This is a genomic window from Pseudomonas sp. CMR5c (assembly GCF_003850545.1).
Classification (GTDB): domain Bacteria; phylum Pseudomonadota; class Gammaproteobacteria; order Pseudomonadales; family Pseudomonadaceae; genus Aquipseudomonas; species Aquipseudomonas piscis.
In genome coordinates this window covers 3,951,373-3,967,143 of sequence record NZ_CP027705.1, presented here as the reverse complement: position 1 = coordinate 3,967,143, position 15,771 = coordinate 3,951,373, and the positions used below count along the sequence as shown (strand labels likewise).

The 15,771-nt window shown below is 64.8% G+C and carries 18 protein-coding genes; 10 read left to right on the top strand and 8 right to left on the bottom strand.

The genetic code is table 11. The features are described 5' to 3' along the window. The first annotated feature begins 88 nt into the window (after positions 1–88). Both C4K40_RS18285 and C4K40_RS18280 read left to right on the top strand, forming a co-directional pair. Positions 89–955, top strand: a complete 867-nt coding sequence (locus C4K40_RS18285; RefSeq protein ID WP_053130831.1) for an SDR family NAD(P)-dependent oxidoreductase — start codon at positions 89–91, stop codon at positions 953–955. A gap of 82 nt (positions 956–1,037) precedes the next feature. Further along, positions 1,038–2,144: a YheT family hydrolase gene (locus tag C4K40_RS18280; RefSeq protein ID WP_053130828.1), complete on the top strand. Its 1,107-nt coding sequence runs from the start codon at positions 1,038–1,040 to the stop codon at positions 2,142–2,144. A 267-nt stretch (positions 2,145–2,411) separates the two neighbouring features. Here C4K40_RS18280 and C4K40_RS18270 read toward each other — a convergent pair whose 3' ends face one another. After that, complete coding sequence (locus C4K40_RS18270) at positions 2,412–3,326, bottom strand: LysR family transcriptional regulator (RefSeq protein WP_053130825.1); 915 nt, start codon at positions 3,324–3,326, stop codon at positions 2,412–2,414. A gap of 137 nt (positions 3,327–3,463) precedes the next feature. Between C4K40_RS18270 and C4K40_RS18265 the strand changes: the two genes are divergently transcribed. Further along, a complete protein-coding gene (locus C4K40_RS18265; protein WP_218188660.1) occupies positions 3,464–4,408 on the top strand; it encodes an alpha/beta hydrolase in 945 nt (314 codons plus the stop codon). Between the two features lie 190 nt (positions 4,409–4,598). Continuing rightward, positions 4,599–5,306 carry a haloacid dehalogenase type II gene (locus tag C4K40_RS18260; protein WP_053130822.1) on the top strand — a complete coding sequence of 236 codons (708 nt, stop codon included), beginning with the start codon at positions 4,599–4,601 and terminating at the stop codon, positions 5,304–5,306. Between the two features lie 17 nt (positions 5,307–5,323). On the opposite strand, the gene C4K40_RS18255 is transcribed toward C4K40_RS18260, so the two are convergent. The 3 genes from C4K40_RS18255 to C4K40_RS18245 form a co-directional block, all read right to left on the bottom strand. Continuing rightward, the gene (locus C4K40_RS18255) at positions 5,324–5,881 is read right to left on the bottom strand and encodes a hypothetical protein (RefSeq protein WP_172681620.1); all 558 of its coding nucleotides are present in this window, start codon (positions 5,879–5,881) and stop codon (positions 5,324–5,326) included. A 145-nt stretch (positions 5,882–6,026) separates the two neighbouring features. Beyond that, positions 6,027–6,236, bottom strand: a complete 210-nt coding sequence (locus C4K40_RS18250) for a hypothetical protein (protein WP_022639170.1) — start codon at positions 6,234–6,236, stop codon at positions 6,027–6,029. Positions 6,237–6,312: 76 nt separating this feature from the next. Continuing rightward, the gene (locus tag C4K40_RS18245; RefSeq protein ID WP_172681619.1) at positions 6,313–6,615 is read right to left on the bottom strand and encodes a hypothetical protein; all 303 of its coding nucleotides are present in this window, start codon (positions 6,613–6,615) and stop codon (positions 6,313–6,315) included. Positions 6,616–6,725: 110 nt separating this feature from the next. Here C4K40_RS18245 and C4K40_RS18240 point away from each other — a divergent pair, with 110 nt between their 5' ends. From C4K40_RS18240 to C4K40_RS18220, 5 genes are all read left to right on the top strand, one after another. Then, positions 6,726–7,145, top strand: coding sequence for a hypothetical protein (locus C4K40_RS18240; RefSeq protein ID WP_256223900.1), 420 nt, complete (start codon positions 6,726–6,728; stop codon positions 7,143–7,145). A gap of 3 nt (positions 7,146–7,148) precedes the next feature. Then, positions 7,149–8,648: a UbiD family decarboxylase gene (locus C4K40_RS18235; protein ID WP_053130819.1), complete on the top strand. Its 1,500-nt coding sequence runs from the start codon at positions 7,149–7,151 to the stop codon at positions 8,646–8,648. A 243-nt stretch (positions 8,649–8,891) separates the two neighbouring features. Further along, positions 8,892–9,326, top strand: a complete 435-nt coding sequence (locus C4K40_RS18230; protein WP_053130815.1) for a hypothetical protein — start codon at positions 8,892–8,894, stop codon at positions 9,324–9,326. An 87-nt stretch (positions 9,327–9,413) separates the two neighbouring features. Next, positions 9,414–9,761 carry a ribonuclease E inhibitor RraB gene (locus tag C4K40_RS18225; RefSeq protein WP_022639165.1) on the top strand — a complete coding sequence of 116 codons (348 nt, stop codon included), beginning with the start codon at positions 9,414–9,416 and terminating at the stop codon, positions 9,759–9,761. Between the two features lie 92 nt (positions 9,762–9,853). Next, complete coding sequence (locus tag C4K40_RS18220) at positions 9,854–11,020, top strand: NAD(P)/FAD-dependent oxidoreductase (protein ID WP_256223899.1); 1,167 nt, start codon at positions 9,854–9,856, stop codon at positions 11,018–11,020. A gap of 42 nt (positions 11,021–11,062) precedes the next feature. Here the strand turns inward: C4K40_RS18220 and C4K40_RS18215 are convergent, their stop codons facing one another. After that, a complete protein-coding gene (locus C4K40_RS18215) occupies positions 11,063–11,443 on the bottom strand; it encodes a hypothetical protein (protein WP_022639162.1) in 381 nt (126 codons plus the stop codon). Positions 11,444–11,614: 171 nt separating this feature from the next. Here C4K40_RS18215 and C4K40_RS18210 point away from each other — a divergent pair, with 171 nt between their 5' ends. Continuing rightward, on the top strand, positions 11,615–12,073 hold the full coding sequence (locus C4K40_RS18210; RefSeq protein WP_022639161.1) for an anti-virulence regulator CigR family protein: 459 nt from the start codon (positions 11,615–11,617) through the stop codon (positions 12,071–12,073). A 13-nt stretch (positions 12,074–12,086) separates the two neighbouring features. Here C4K40_RS18210 and C4K40_RS18205 read toward each other — a convergent pair whose 3' ends face one another. From C4K40_RS18205 to C4K40_RS18195, 3 genes are all read right to left on the bottom strand, one after another. Further along, positions 12,087–12,956, bottom strand: coding sequence for a proline iminopeptidase-family hydrolase (locus C4K40_RS18205; RefSeq protein WP_053130813.1), 870 nt, complete (start codon positions 12,954–12,956; stop codon positions 12,087–12,089). Positions 12,957–13,004: 48 nt separating this feature from the next. After that, positions 13,005–14,372 carry an APC family permease gene (locus tag C4K40_RS18200; protein ID WP_022639159.1) on the bottom strand — a complete coding sequence of 456 codons (1,368 nt, stop codon included), beginning with the start codon at positions 14,370–14,372 and terminating at the stop codon, positions 13,005–13,007. A gap of 192 nt (positions 14,373–14,564) precedes the next feature. Next, positions 14,565–15,581: an AraC family transcriptional regulator gene (locus C4K40_RS18195; RefSeq protein WP_053130810.1), complete on the bottom strand. Its 1,017-nt coding sequence runs from the start codon at positions 15,579–15,581 to the stop codon at positions 14,565–14,567. Positions 15,582–15,771 lie beyond the last annotated feature (190 nt).

The window sequence follows — 15,771 nt, the reverse complement described above, 5'->3', positions numbered from 1 at the left end:
GACCTCGATGGCGGGGTACTGGCTGGCAGCCAGGTCATAGGCAAGGCGGCGCGGCAGTTTCCCGACCCAACAACAAGAGACAGACAGCATGAACTACGACCTTCACGGCAAAGTTGTCCTGATCACCGGTGCGGCCGGCGGCATCGGCTCCGCCACCGCCCGGGAGCTGTATGTGCATGGCGCCAACCTGGTGCTGACCGATACCCGGCAGGAGGCTGTGGACCAATTGGCCCAGGAGTTCGATGGCCAACGAGTGCTGGCCCTGGAGCTGGATGTGACCGACAGCGCGGCGTCCAGGCAGGTGGTACACCAGGCCGTGGAACGCTTTGGCCATCTGGACGTGGCCTTCGCCAACGCCGGCATTTCCTGGAAGGGCACGCCGGCGACCTTGCGCACCTGCGATGAGGATGAGTTCCGGCGCATCGTCGAAGTGGACCTGTTCGGCGTGTGGCATACGGTGCGCGCGGCATTGCCGGAAGTCGTGCGCAACCGCGGGCAGATCCTGGTCACTTCGTCGACCTACGCCTATCTCAATGGCATGGCCAATGCGCCCTACGCCTTGTCCAAGGCGGCGGTGGAGTCGCTGACTCGCTCGCTGCGCGCCGAGTTGGGCAGTACCGGCGCCACTGCCAGCGTGCTCTATCCGGGCTGGGTGAATACGGCCATCGCCAAGGTCGCCTTCGGTGGCAACGCCATCGCCACCAAAATGAACGAAATCGGGGTTCCGCCGTTCTTGAACCAGCCGGTGGGGCCGGAAGTGATCGGCCGTGGCGTGGTGCGGGGATTGCGCAAGCGCCAGCCGCGCATCACCGCGCCTTTTCGCTGGGCGCCCATTTCGATCATGCGCGGCATCTTCAATGTGTTCACGGATTGGCACGTTGCGCGCGAACCTCGCCTGCAGCGCTTGCTCCTGCAACTGGAGGAAGAGGTGGTGCGCAATCGGCCCCGGGGCTGAAGCCAGGTATTGACGTGGGTCCAGGTCTTGGCCAGCGTAGCGACCTGAACCCGTGTTGCACATTTTGATCGAGGGACTCTGGATGTCGATTTGGATCAGCGCCTGTGCCGTGCTGGCTGTCGGGCTGGGTGCGTACTATCTGTTCACGGCCGCACGCAGGCCACAGTTGATCTATCAGCCCAACCCGCAGAACCAGGCGCTGATTGCCCAGGTACCGCGCTTGAGCCGACGCTTCTGGGCCACGCCCTGGTTGTTCAACGGCCACCTGCAACTGCTTGGGCTGGGGTTGAAGAAGGTCCTGGCTGCGCGCCTGAGCTACGAGCATGTCGATACCTTGCGCATGGCCGATGGCGGCACCACCGCGCTGCACTGGCTTGGCTGCGATCTGCCGGAGCAGGTCCCGACCCTGGTGGTGCTGCATACCATCACCGGCTCGCCACACAGCATGCGTGGCTTCGTCCGTGATCTGAGGCGGCTCACCGGCTGGCGCGTGGTGCTATGCGAGCGTCGCGGCCACGGCCAGTTGCCGCTGACCAGCCCGCGTTTCAACACCATGGGCGATACCGCCGATCTGCGTGAACAATTGCGGCTGATCGCCGAGCGCTACCCGCAATCGGCGCTGTACGCTGCCGGCATTTCTGCCGGCACCGGCCTGCTGATCCGCTACCTGGGCGAGCAGGGCGCCGATACGCCGTTGCGGGGCGCCTTCGCCTATTGCCCGGGCTACGACATCCGCGTGGCCTTCGGCCGTGCACGTGCGCCCTATACCCGCTTGATGGCCAGGAAACTGGTGCGCCAGTTCGTGGCCCCCAATCGCCAGGCGCTGGCGCACTTGCCCAGCCTGGCGGCCCTGGAGGGGGCGCAGAGCCTGGATGAGTTCCACCGGCACCTGTACGAGTGCGCGGGTTATCCCACCCAGCAAGCCTTCCTCGAGGCCTGCAATCCGATGCTGGTGATGGAGACCGTGACCATCCCGCTGCTGGTGCTCAATGCCGAGGATGATCCGGTCTGCGTACTGGGTAACGTGCGCGATCATCAGAACGCCCTGTCACGCATGCCCAGGACGTTGTTGGCCGTTACCCGGCGAGGCAGCCACTGCGCTTATCTCGCAGGCTTTACGGCACGTTCATGGGCACATCACCTGGCGGCCGATTTCCTGCGGGCGGTGCATGGGCAACCCCGCCCCTGATCAGCTCCCGCTTCGTTCAAATGTGCAGCGCCGGGCCTGTGGCCGCGCCATGTCGCGGCAACTTGGCCGGTATGGGCAAGCACGCAGCCGCACGTGCCGATGACGATTCCCGGGCGCCGGAGCAAGTCCACCCCGATGCCGTGTGGGCCATCTTGGGTGGCGCCATGCGCATCAGCGTGAACCATTGGAAGTCCCACGCGCCTGGCGGCCCACAGCAGGGCTTTCAAGCGCATCAATGGTCAGCCGCCGGGAGCCATTCGGCACACCTCAGGTAGATAACGCTGCGGCCTGTGGTTTGTGGCGCAATGCCTCGAGCAGCAGGGTAAAGGCTGCCGACGGGTGACGGCGGCTGGGGTAGTACAGGTAATAGGGTTCGAATGTCTTGCGCCATTGCGGCAGCACTTCGACGAGCTGCCCGCTCTCCAGGGCATCACTGACGTAGGCCAGGGGCAGGTACGCCAGGCCCAGGCCGTGCAAGGCAGCCTCGCGCGCCGAGGCGATGCTGTTGCTGATGAACTGGCCCTCGACCCGGACCCGTTGCTCCTGGCCCGTCTTGGCGAACACCCAGGCGAAGTGCTCGCCATGGGTGGGCAGGCGCAGATTGATGCAGGCGTGGTCGGTCAGGTCTCGCGGCTGCTGCGGCGCTTGGCGCTGCGCGAGGTAGGCGGGCGAGCCCACCACGCTCATCGGGTGCGGTGCGCTGATGTTCACCGCAATCATGTCCTTGGCCACCAACCCGCCCCGGCGTACACCGGCATCGTAGCGGCCACTGATGATATCGGTCAGGCCGTAGTCGACGGTGAGTTCGACGTTGATATCCGGGTATTGCGGCAGGAAGTGCCTGAGCGCCGGTTGCAGCACGCTGTGCACCGCGTATTCATCGGCACTGATGCGGATGGTGCCCGAGGGCTTGTCCCGCAGCTCGGTGACTTTCTCCAGCCCCGCGTGGATCTGGCCCACCGCCGGCCCGATGAGCAGCAGCAAGCGCTCGCCGGCCGGCGTCACCGAGACGCTGCGGGTGGTGCGGGCGAACAGTGGCAAGCCGAGGCTTTCCTCCAGCCCGCGGATGACCTGGCTCAGGGCCGATTGCGAAATGCCCAGCCGCGCGGCTGCGCGGGTGAAGCTGGCTTCTTCCGCTACCGCGAGGAAAGCTTCCAGGTCTCGAAGTCGATGCCCTTGCATTTATCAAGCCTGCTTATGACTGAATGCTGATTCTGAAGGATTATCAATAGACCGCTCAAGGCCTAACCTGCATGGCACACGGCAACTGCCGAAGCAGGCATAACCCCGATTGTCATCATCAATGCAAGGATCCGGTCATGAGCCACACGATTGAAACCGTCCAGTTCAGCAACCCAGGCATGGCCTGGCACATCGCCGCGGACCTGCACTTCCCACCCCAGTTCGACAGCGACAAGCAGTATCCGGCCATCATCAGCGCGCACCCCATCGGCAGTTGCAAGGAGCAGACCTCCGGCAATGTGTATGGCGCTGCTCTGGCCAAGGCGGGGTTCGTGGTGATCGCGTTCGACGCCAGCTACCAGGGCGCCAGCGGTGGCGAGCCGCGTTTGGTCGAGGACCCGGGGCAGCGCGTGGAAGACTTTCGCCAGGTGGTCGATTACCTGGTGACGCTGCCCTATGTCGATGCCGATCGCATCGGCGTTCTGGGCATTTGCGGTGGCGGCGGCTATGCCATCAGCGCGATCAAGTCCGAACGGCGGATCAGGGCGGTGGCGAGCATCACCGGGGTCAACTTCGGGCGCCTGAGCCGTGAGGGTTTTGGCGGCTACGATCCAATCGCTACGCTGGAAGCCATCGCGGCGCAGCGCACCGCCGAGGCCCGGGGTGGCCAAGGGCGGGTGGACGATGTGCTGCCGCCATCGGTGGAAGCGGCCAAGCAAGTCGGAATCAACGACATCGATGTTCTCGAAGCCACCGATTACTACAAGACTGCACGGGGCCGTGCCGAGCATGGTCCCACCAGCTTCCTGTTTTCGCGTCGTGCGGCGGCGGTGGACTGGGACGCCTTCCACCTCGCCGAAGTGCTGTTGACCCAGCCGTTGCTGCTGGTGATCGGTGACAGGCCCGGAGGCTTCGGGGCCTATCGTGACGGCCAGGAGCTCTATGGCCGCGCGGCCTCCAGAGACAAGGAGCTGCTGGTCTTGCCCAATACCTCGCACTACGAGCTGTACGACCAGCCTGAAGCGACGGCAAGGGCGCTGGCCAGGGTAGTGCCGTTCTTCCGGGCACACCTGGCAGCTTGAGGGCGTTGCGCCTCACGCTGGAAACCAGCAGGTTCCTTGTGGGTGAAGGGCTGTGGGCACGCTATGTCACAAGCACCGTTGCTATGCTTGCTGCGCCCCGGCTGGAGCGTGCTGCGGCCGGCCTTGGAGCCACAAGTGCCCTGCGGCCAGGGCGTGGGAGCTTCGATCGCTCGCATGGAGGGAATAGGTGATGAGTTCGCTGCAAGCCTTGATTTTCGACGTCCAGGGAACCGTCTGCGATTTTCGCTCGAGCGTGGCCGAACAGGCCCGGCTGGTGGCAGGCGACCGCGGGGCGCACATTGACTGGGGGCGTTTCGTCGATGCCTGGCGGTACAAGTACCGGCCGGCGCTGGATGGAATTCTTGCCGGTGCGCGGCCCTGGAGTTCGGTGGATCGCCTCTACCGGCAAGCCCTGGATGAGGTGATCGAGGCCCATGGGCTGCAATTCCTGACGCTTGATGAGCGCGAGCGGATCAATGTTGCCTGGCAGGCCATCACGCCCTGGCCCGATGCGATTGCCGGACTGCGGCGACTGAAGCCGCGTTTCACTTTGGTGACCCTGTCCAATGCCGACGTCAGCGCGGTCATCAACATTTCCCGCAGTGGCGGCTTGCCCTGGGATGCCATTTTCGCCGCCGAGATGGCCGGCACCTTCAAGCCCGACCCACGCACCTACCAGATGGCCCTGCGCTACCTGGGCATCGGCGCCGGGAATGCGATGATGGTCGCCTGCCACAAGTACGATCTGCTGGCCGCCGGCGCCCTGGGGCTCAAGACCGCGTTCGTGGCCAGGCCCCTGGAGTTCGGTCCTGATGGCGATGTCGATACGGCGTTCGACGCAAGGTTCGACATCAACGCCCGGGACTTCCTGGATCTTGCCGATCAGCTCGGGTGCTGAATACGCCCCATCGTCTTTCACGGTACAGGGTCGAGCATCGTATCCAGGTCAGGGTTCATTGTGCTGTCGGACGGATTGTCTTGCGGCTCCAGGAACATCGCCTGGACGGCCTGGACCATCTGCGCGTTGGACATCTTGCCGAGCGGCAGCATCCGGTTGTGGTCGCGGTTGCGGGGGGCGCAAACGAACGCGTAGCTGCGCTGGAGCCAATAGGCGGACTGTTGCGGATCGATCCAGCCACGGCTGGTGGTCGCGTCCTTGAAAGCGTAGTCGAGGCGCCGCATGTTCCTGGCGCTGTCCAGGCGCAGCTTGTGTTCCTGGCACTTGTACTGGATCTCGTAGGCCGTCAGTACCGGCATGGCCGGGTCTTCGAAGATCTGCAGGATCATGGCCGACTGCACCCCTTCAGGGGTGTGCAGGATACCGGCGGCATCGGCAATGAACACCTCGTGGCGATAGCGCTCCGGCTTGCCGTGGACTATCCAGTAATCGCCCGCGGTACCGGCCATGGCGTTGGCGCACAGCAGGCTGAGCGCCAGCAGCGAACGCCCGGCGCACGGCAGAGAGTTCGCCATGGGTGGTCCTTCCTTGGTGGTTCTGGTCACGCCCGCATCGGGGCGGCGGGGCGGGACTATAGGCGGGCCAGGGCAAAGGGGTCGACTAGCGCTGATGTGCTAATGGCGCTCTGCTTTCATGGATCTGGCGGGGAAACAGGCCTGGTCAATGGACGGTGACGGCCCTGCGGCTTTCACCGATGCGGATGCGATCCAGTGCCCGGTTCAGGGCGTCCAGGGCATTGATCAGCGCCTGGGCCTCGGCTTCCCTGCCTTCTCCCCAAAGGCGTTCGGCCATCTTGTTGAGGGCCTGGATCGAGCGTTCGATATCGGCGGCGCTGGCGGTATTGGCCCCTGCGGGTGCTTTCCTGGACATTGGCTGAAATCTCTGGGGGTCGTGATCATGACCAGGGGAACGGGTGCAAAGGGGCCGGTGAAGGTGCAGGCGATGGTCAGTCGCGCGGCGCATCACGGCGGCATTGCAGGGCCGCTGCCTGGAGCCTGGAATCGTCGCCGACATCGATGACGCTCACGCTGTCGCCGCCCAACTCGGCTGCCCGGTTGAAGGCCATGTTCAATGCATCGCCATTGGACGAGCCCTTGACGGTGAAGCCTTTGATTACCTTGCAGGCCTGGGCCGAGGCCGCGGTGACCAGGTTCACCCGGCGCCCGCCCTCGGTCAATTGCGTAGTGCATGCACAGAGCAGGGTCGCCATGACGAGGCCCGGGAGGGCGGTACTGAGGTGGCGCATCATCGAGAGTTCCTATGGGCTGGGCTGTGGCTTTATCTCATTAAACGCTGTCGATGCCTACATCGGCCGTCAGGTGCAAAGGGTCAAGACAGTGCCGCGCAGCGCGATGTTGAATGGCGATCGGTTACCCTTGCCAGCCAATCATTGGTTCTTTCAAGGGTATCGGCATGGGGCGCTTCGAGATCTTCAGTCATGGGCAGCTCATTGGCTGGTCCGACCTCGAACAGGGTGACCCGCCCATGGGCGTGGCTTTCGGGTTCTTCGTCCCGGGGCCTGGTTATGCCGCGATTCAGGAACAGGTCCGGGCTTGCGCCGGGAATGACCAGGGAGCGTTCAAACTGACGGTGCAAGGTGCTGGCCCCCAGCAGATTCGCGCGGCCGGCTTGTGCATTCTCGACTACTCGGCCGATGCCGGGATCGACGCCATGGAAGTGCATGTGCTGGGCATCGAGTCGCCCACCTATGACGAGCTCTTCCCCGAGCATGTCCTGGCCTACGAGCGCCAGTTCGCCCCATCCACCACAGGGAGTTGAAACATGAGCCTGCATGACTGCGCCGTGGACTTTCGGCAATTCATCGAGGAACTCAGGAACAGAGGGGATCTGGTCGACGTCACTGTCGAAGTCGACAGCGACATGGAAATGGCCGCGATCACCCGGCGGGTATACGAAGAGCGCTTGCCCGCGCCGCTGTTCCATAACGTTGCCGGCAATGCCCTGGGCGCGCGGGTGCTGGGCGCCCCGGCCGGCATGAGCGGCAAGCCGGGCGCCGAGTACGGGCGCCTGGCCCTGCACCTGGGGCTGGCGCAGGCCAGCACCGCACAAGACATCGTCGCCGCCATCCGCACGGCGATGAAAGCCCGGCCCGTGGCCCCTCGCCATGTGCCCACGGGGCCGGTGCAGCAGAACATCTGGCGCGGTGATGAGGTGGACCTGACCCGCTTCGCCGTGCCCTTGCTCCATGAGCAGGATGGTGGGCGCTACTTGGGCACCTATGGTTTCCATGTGGTCCAGTCGCCGGACCGCTCCTGGGACAGCTGGGGCATCGGGCGCCTGATGCTGCTCGACAAGAACCGGCTCACCGGTCCGGCGATCCCTACGCAGCACATCGGCATGATCCGCCAGATGTGGACGCAGCAGGGCAAGGCCACTCCGTGGGCCATGGCCCTGGGTGCACCACCGGCGGCCGTGGCGGTGGCCGGCATGCCGCTGCCGGCCGGGGTGAGCGAGTCCGGGTATGTGGGGGCGCTGATGGGCCAGGGTCTCGACCTGGTCCAGACCCAGACCAATGGCCTGTGGGTGCCGGCCCAGGCGGAAATCATCCTCGAGGGCGAGATCAGCCTCAGCGAGACGGCGCTGGAGGGCCCCATGGGCGAGTACCACGGCTACCAGCATCATGTGGGGCACCAACAGCCGGTGTTCCATGTCCATGCCGTGACCTTCCGCGACCGACCGATCCTGCCGATCTGCGTGGCCGGGTTGCCGCCAGAGGAAAACCACACCATCTGGGGCACCATGATCTCGGCGCAGTTGCTGGAGCTACTGCAACAGGCCGGGCTTCCCGTGGACATGGTGTGGTGCTCGTACGAGGCGGCGAGTTGCTGGGCGGTGATCTCGGTGGACACCGTCGCCCTGGCGGCCCTGGACACCACGGCCAGGGCCTTCGCCGACCTGATCGCCCGGACGGTGTTCGACACCCACCCCGGCTACCTGATCCCCAAGCTGATCCTGGTGGGCAACGATATCGATATCACCGATATCGATCAGGTGGTGTGGGCGCTGGCCACGCGCTCGCATCCGGCCCATGACCATTTCAGCTATCCGCAGCAGCGCGAGTTTCCCATGGTGCCTTACCTGAATGAGGCCGACAGGGCCCGGGGCAGCGGTGGCAAGGCAGTGATCAATTGCCTGTTTCCCGAGCAGTTCCGCGGGCAGATGCGGGCCGGCACCGCCTCGTTCAAGCATTCGTTCCCGCCAGCGCTACAGGATCAGGTCCAGCAGCGCTGGGCGCAGTACGGCTACCTTGCCCGGGACTGAAGCGCTTGTGGTGATCCATTGTGGGGTCGGCAGCCGGTGCCAATGCAGGGTTGCTTGCCTGGCAGGTCCCGGGTGGGTGCAGATATCGTTGCAGAATTTGTTGCCGGAGCCGATCAAGGAGGGGTAGCGTCTGGCTCGGCCCGCCCAAAGCCTTGTGCCAGAGCTGGCGCCACATAGATGACGGCACCCTGCGCAATGCACCGCGGGGTGCTTGCGAACAGGATTTCGACCTACAGGTAAATCATGAATCATCGAGAAAAACTGCTGGAGCGACTCGAGGCGCTGGAAGCGCTGGATGAGGAGCATCTTCCGTTGGTAACCCTGGACGAGTATTTCCAGGGTAACGACCAGGAGCAGTCCATCGCCCCTAATCAATGGGAGTTCGGACGGCCTTCCATCGCTCGGATCCACGCGCATTTCAAGGCGTTGGAGCAGCGTCCCGACGTCCAGGGCGTGTATGTGGGCCTGCATCAGGAGTGGGGCGAGGCGCTGGAGTCCGATGACTGGCCGGCGGCGGAGAACATCCATATCTATTCCAGTGCGCCACTGGCGGTGGCCGAGCAGTGGATCGAAGGCCTGGAAGCCGATGGCATCGGCGAGGGCTGGCCCTATGGCAAGCACGCTGGCGCGCCAGAGCCCCGGGCCGGCTACCACGTCTACACCGTCTATTGGGATTGATTTCACAACTCACAGTGAAGCAACCCGTCTTGCATATAGCCAACCACTACAGGTTGGCAGTCGTTCAACCCAGGTACAGAGTCAGTAATGGAAACTAATAAAGCCTCGATCGATGCCACGTATTCGCAGATGCAGCAGGATGGCTGGGATACCTCGAGCCCATTGCAGTGGGGGTTCTTCTTCATCGCCAAGGCCGAGGAAGACCTGATGGGGATCTATTCCGAACTCGTCGATCACGACTATGTCGTCCAGAACGTGCACCAGGACGATGAAGGCGACTGGACGCTGTTCGTCAGCAAGACCGAGGTCCTGGCCGCGGACAAGCTCGCGCGCCGTTGCAGCGCGTTCAATGAACTGGCCGAGGCCTATGGCGCGTTCTTCGATGGCTGGGATGTGGAGCGGCTCCAGGCCGATGAGGCCGAAGAGGTGCACTGAGCGAGGCGCCGGGCGCCGCATCGGCATGGCGAGAGTGGCGCCCGGGCGGCACTGGCCGGGGTAATCGATGATCCATTCAGAAGGAGCCCCTGGTGGCCGGACGCGATGCAACAAGCCTGACTTCGGCGTCGATCGCCATCGTCGGCGCAGGGCTGGCAGGATTGCTCCTGGCCCGGGTGCTGCACATCCATGGTGTGGTGGCGACGGTCTATGAAGCGGAACCTTCGGCCAGCGCCCGTACCCAGGGTGGGCTGCTGGATATCCATGAATACAACGGCCAGCTGGCGCTCAGGGCCGCGGGCCTCTACGACGCCTTTTGGCGCCTGGTCCGGCCTGGCGAGGATGCCAAGCGCATCTGCGATAGCACCGGCAATGTGCTGCTGGAGCGCCCTGGTGCTGGACAGAGTACTCGGCCGGAGGTCGATCGCGGCGAGTTGCGCCAACTCCTGCTGGACTCGTTGCCCGAAGGGTGCGTGCGCTGGCAGCACAAGCTGGTCCAAGCGACGGCGATCGGTGACGGGCGCCACCGGTTGCAATTCGCCAATGGCGCCTCGGTTGTGGCCGACCTGCTGGTGGGCGCCGACGGTGCCTGGTCCAGGGTCCGGCCGCTGGTGTGCGCGACCAAGCCTCGGTACACCGGCATTTCCTTCGTCGAGACAGTCCTTTTCAAAGGGGACGAGCAGTACCCGGCGACCGCCGGGATCATCGGCCAGGGGACCCTGATGGCGGTGATGCCGGGCAAGGGCATCTTCGCCCACCGACATGCCGACGGCACCCTGCAGGCCTATGTGGCCCTGCAAGTACCGGCGGACTGGTTCAGTCCCGGGGAGCTGGCCGCGCCCACCACGGCGCTGCCGCGGATCGCCAGGGAATACGCCGGGTGGGCGCCCGCGCTCACGGCATTGATCACCGCTTGCCAGACGGTGCCGGTCATCCGTCTGATCCACGCGTTGCCCGTCGACCACCGCTGGCAACGGACACCCGGGGTGACGCTGATGGGCGATGCCGCGCACCTGATGTCGCCGTTCGCCGGCGAGGGGGCCAACCTGGCCCTGTACGACGGTGCCGAGCTGGCCAGGGCGTTGCTGGAGTCCGCTGGTGATGTGGAGGCGGCGCTGGCCAGTTATGAGGCCGAACTCTTTGTTCGCAGCAACGAGGCCGCCGTCAGGACCGGGGCGAACCTGGAGCTGTTCTTCGATGCCGACGCGCCCGGCAGCCTGGTGGAGCTGTTTCGCCGCTTCGAGGCCGCCGCAGGTTAGCTCCTGCCATTCGAACCCATCGGGACGGACCCGCGAACCGGCTCAGGGCTCGGGCTTGAAGACCAGCTTGAGCGGCGACTGCTGGTGATTCCACGCCGGGGGGCCGTACTCGGGATTGAAGCTGGGCAGCCAGGCCCGCAGTTCGGTATCGGAGAGCCATTGCAGTTGCAGTTGGTCTGCCGACTCCTGCCCGCCGAACTGGGCCAGGGCGCTGATGAAGGTATTGCACTTTTCCGACTTCCCGGCTTCCAGCACCGAGACCTGCAGGCTCTGGCCCCAGGTGATGCTGCCTCTTTCGGGGCACTGGCGGATTTCGACGTGATACGTGCCGCCGGGCGATGGCAGGTCGGAGAGCAACTGGTCGGGGCCGCACCCGGCCAGTAGCGCAGGCAGTAGAAGCAGCAGGGCAGTGGTGGTCTTCATCGTCTGTCTCTTGAGTGTCAGGAACCTTGGGCGATAAGCCGCCCGGCGCCTGGATTCGGTCCATGAGGTGGCCATTGTAGGAGAGTGCGATCGCCCAGGTGAACTGGCAGGTTGCCGCCAGCGGGGAGTGGCTATAGTTCATGACGTCCCTTGCAAGACAGGAAATTCAGCATGAACATTCCACGAGCCCTGGTTGTCGCCCTGGCCTGCGCCGCCCTGGCTGCCGGCCCCACTGGCGCTGGTGCCGATCCCGGTAACGGTCATGGCAAGGGCAAAGGCCATGACCAGGGCTCGGCCGAGCATGGCCAGGGGCACGGCAATTCAAGGAGTGGGGGCAAACAGGGCAATTGGCAAGGTGGCCCGTCCATCGACCGTGGCGATGTCCTGGGGATCTTGAGCGGCCATCGTGATTACTGGCGGCCCGGTCCGGCGTTGCCGCCCGGTATCCAGAAGAACCTGGCGCGGGGCAAGCCGTTGCCTCCCGGCATCGCCAGGAAGCTCGACGGCCGCCTGCTCGGCCAGCTGCCGCACTACGACGGCTATGAGTGGCGGCAGGCCGGCACCGACCTGATCCTGGTGACCGTCGCCACCGGGCTCATTTACGAAGTGCTCAACGGCGTCTTCGACTGATCGGCCAGGTCGTTCAGGCCGGGGCATCATGGCGTGCGAGGACTTCTTCGAGCCAGCCGAAGAACTGCCCTGGCTGTTCGATATGGGCCAGGTGGGACGCATCGGGCACTACATGGCCGCTGCCTTGCTTGAGGTGGCGCACGTAGCGACGCATGGAGTCTGGAGTGCACTCATCGTGTTCGCCCACCACGAAATAGGCGGGACAGAGGATTCGCGGCAGCAGGGGGACCAGGTCCAGCTGCGCCAGGGCCCCGTCGCCAAAGAAATCCGCGACTCCCCACATATGCCGAAATAGCTGCGGGTTGTGCAGGCGGTCCGACTCGGCGATGAACGCTGGTTCCTCGTCGAGCCTGAGCATGTGCCTGCGGTTGAACACCTGCAGTGCCGCTGCGAATTGTGGATGCCGGCTGTCGCCCGCCAGCAGCACCTCGCGCCAGGGGCTGGGCAGTCGCTGCAGATGCTGGTGGTTGTCGGCGTTCCAGTCGGCGCCATTGATCAACGGCCCGGCCAGTACCACGCTGGCCAGGCGCTGGTCCCGGGTGCTGGCGTAGGCCGTGGCGATGGAGCCGCCCCAGGAACTGCCCAGCAAATGGAAGCGCTCCAGGGCATGGAACTCGATGACGGCCGTCAGTTCGGCGCAGGCTCGCTCCAGGGTCCAGTGGGCCGGGTCATGGGGTCGGGCCGAGTAACCGCTGTCGAGTTGGTCGTAGTAGATCAGCGTGCGGTCCTTGAGGTGCTCGCTGAAGTTCGACAGGTAAAGGTGGTTGGAGCCAGGTCCGCCATGCACCAGCACCAGGGGCGGGTGTTGGTCCGCGCCGTGCTTGATGGCGGTCCAGATCTGCCCGCCTGGTGCGGGGATGTGTTGTTGCTGATCGAAGTACATGCCTTGCTGCCTTGGTCTGGTGTAGGGGAGGCGCGCTGGCGCCTGGTGTCATTGGTTGAGCGGGAGGCTGCCCAGGCGGCCTTGGCGATGCAGGATGAGCGCCAGCACGAGGCCGATGCACAGCCAGGCGCCTCCCAGCCAGCGGGCGTTGTCGTTCATGCTGGCCAGGGCGGCGACCAGGATCAGGATGCCGGCCAGTGGCGATACCACGTGCTTGAACCAGTGCCGCTCGGGGTGTTTGCGAAAGCGCTGGAACAGGCTGAGGTGCAAGGTGATGTAGGCGAACAGCGCGCCGAAGGTGACCAGGGTCACCAGCAGTTCCACCTGGTTGGCTGCCACCAGGCCGACCACGCTGGAGACGATGGCGACGAACAGCAAGGCCCTCACCGGGTTGCCCCGCCGGTCCAGGCGCGCCAGCCAGGCCGGGAAGCGCCCATCGCGGGCCATGCTGAATATCAGTCGCGAGGTGGTCATCTGCGAGACGATGGCGTTGGCGACCCCGGAGACGGTGCCGGCCACCACGATCATGATCGGCTGGAACCAGGCGCCGACGATATCGCGGCTCAGGGTATAGAAGGCGGTTTCGGCCTGCTCCGTGTCGTATTGGGTGCCGGCGGGAACGAACAGGTTGACCAGGTACACCTGGGCGAAGAACAGCAGGGACACCAGCAACAGCAGCATCAGCGTGGCCCGGGAGATGGTCCGGCCACCGCCGTTGGCCTCTTCGTTGAGGGCCGAGATCGCGTCGAAGCCGACGAAGCTCAATGCCGCGACCGGGATGGCGGAAAGTATCGCCAGCAGCTCGAAGCGTTGCCCGTCCCAGATCGGCGCGAGCAAGCCGATGGCGTGGCTGTGCTGGAGCACGCCCCACAGGGAATAGACGAAGAACACGCCCAGGGTCACCAGTTGCACCAGCAGGAACAGCTTGTTGACCCGGATGGTCAGCTTCAGGCCGATGATGTTCAGCAATGCCGGCAACCAGATGAACGCGAGGATCCAGAAGCCCCGCGAGCTTTCCGGGAACTGCAGGACCATGCCGATGGCGGTGAGGATCGACAGCAGGGCGGGCAGCAGGAAGTAGTCCAGCAGGATCAGCCAGCCGGTGACGAAGCCGGTGAAGGCGTTGGTGCTGAGGCTGACGTAGCGATACACCGAACCGCTGACATTCACCGACTTGGCCATTTCGCTGTAGCTGATGGCGCTGAAGGTCATGGCCAGGGCGGCGACGGCGTAGACCAGGGCCGCCATGCCGCCGGACATGCCGTAGACGATGCCGAATACTGCCGTGGGAGCCAGGGGGCAGAAGTACAGCAGGCCATAGACTAGTACATCGGAAAGAGAAAGGCGGCGGACCAGGCGTGATCCTGTGGCGGCGGAATCTGTGCTGGGTTGTGCGGTGCTGGAGGTGGCGCGCATTCGACGTGCTCCTGTCAGCCGTCCCACGCAGCCTTTGGCTGGCCGAGACGACCGTATTATTAGAATTGGACAGGCAATGAAGCGGGTTCCAGTATCTGGCGCGGGCGCGGGGCCCAGGTGCTGAAGCCGGCCAGTTTTTTGTCTTTTCCGGCCAATCCACCTGGCGGTCGCCAGCCCCGGGGCGACTAACGCTCAGCCGCGCAGCGAGCGGCGAAAGCGTCCGGGCGAGACTCCGGCCCACTTGTAGTAGGCGTGGACGAAGGAGGAGGGCGCGGCGAAACCCAGTTGCTGGCTGATGGCGTCCAGGGGCAGTTGGGTGGTGCTCAGCAGTCGGTTGGCTAGTTGGTGGCGCGCCATGTTCTGCAGGCGCTTGAAGCTCACCTCGCGCTCGGCCAGGCGACGGCGCAAGGTGCGCTCGGAGACATTCAGGGCCTGGGCCACGGCCAGCAGGTCGCTGTAGCGCTGGATATCGGACTTGAGCAGGGCGGCCACTTCACTGGCAAAGCCGCCACCGCCGATGGCTTGCAGTTCCTGTTCCCGTGCCTGGGTCAGCCTGAGCATGGCCTGGTAGCTGATCGGGTCCGCCAGCGGTAGCGGGCGGGTCAGCAGGGCCTTGGGCAACTTGAGCGAATCGCCATGGCTGGCGAAACGGATGTCGCCCCCGAACAGCTGGCGATAAGGCTCCTGGTCCTGGGGCGCCTGGCGCTTGAAGTGCACGCACAATGGCTCGCTGTTCGATTGCAGGCAATCGCGGATGACCCGCAGGCTGGCGCTGAGGAACACATCGCTGAAAAAACCGTGGCCTTCGAAGAAGCCATGGCAGTCGTTGGCGACGAAATGCAGTTCGCCGCCCTGGTGGACCATGGCCGGGGCGAACTGGCTGGCCAGCTGGATGGGGAAGCGCAGGCCGGTATCCAGCGCATCGCCGAGGGTCGGCGCCACCAGCAGGGTGTAGCCCAGCAGGCCCAGGGTGGAAATCGGCATGGAGCTGCCGATCAACAGCCCCAGGTGCGGTTCGGGCAACGCTCGGCGAGCGTTGTCGAACACCACCAGTTCCTGCTCCATGGTGATCGCCGTGTCGGGATCGGTGAGGGCCTGCGGCAGCTTGCCGGCATCCTGCAGGATCACCGCGTCCGGTACGCCCCGAGCCCGGGTCACCGCCAGGGTCGCCAGCACGCCATGCAGCGATACGGGGCGAACTTCATACATTGAAACACTCCTCTGGCGGCGCCGCGGATGTGGCGTCCAATCATGCGCGTCGGGCCGGGGAACCGCCAGTGCGGGGCTGCGGGGCGCTGGCTGTCGCCGATGCTCTCGGGGCTTTGCCCCGAGCGCTGCAAGCCACGGTTGCCTGGGCGTGCTGAACGATTGTGGGGGAAATTTGATTGCTCTATCTTTG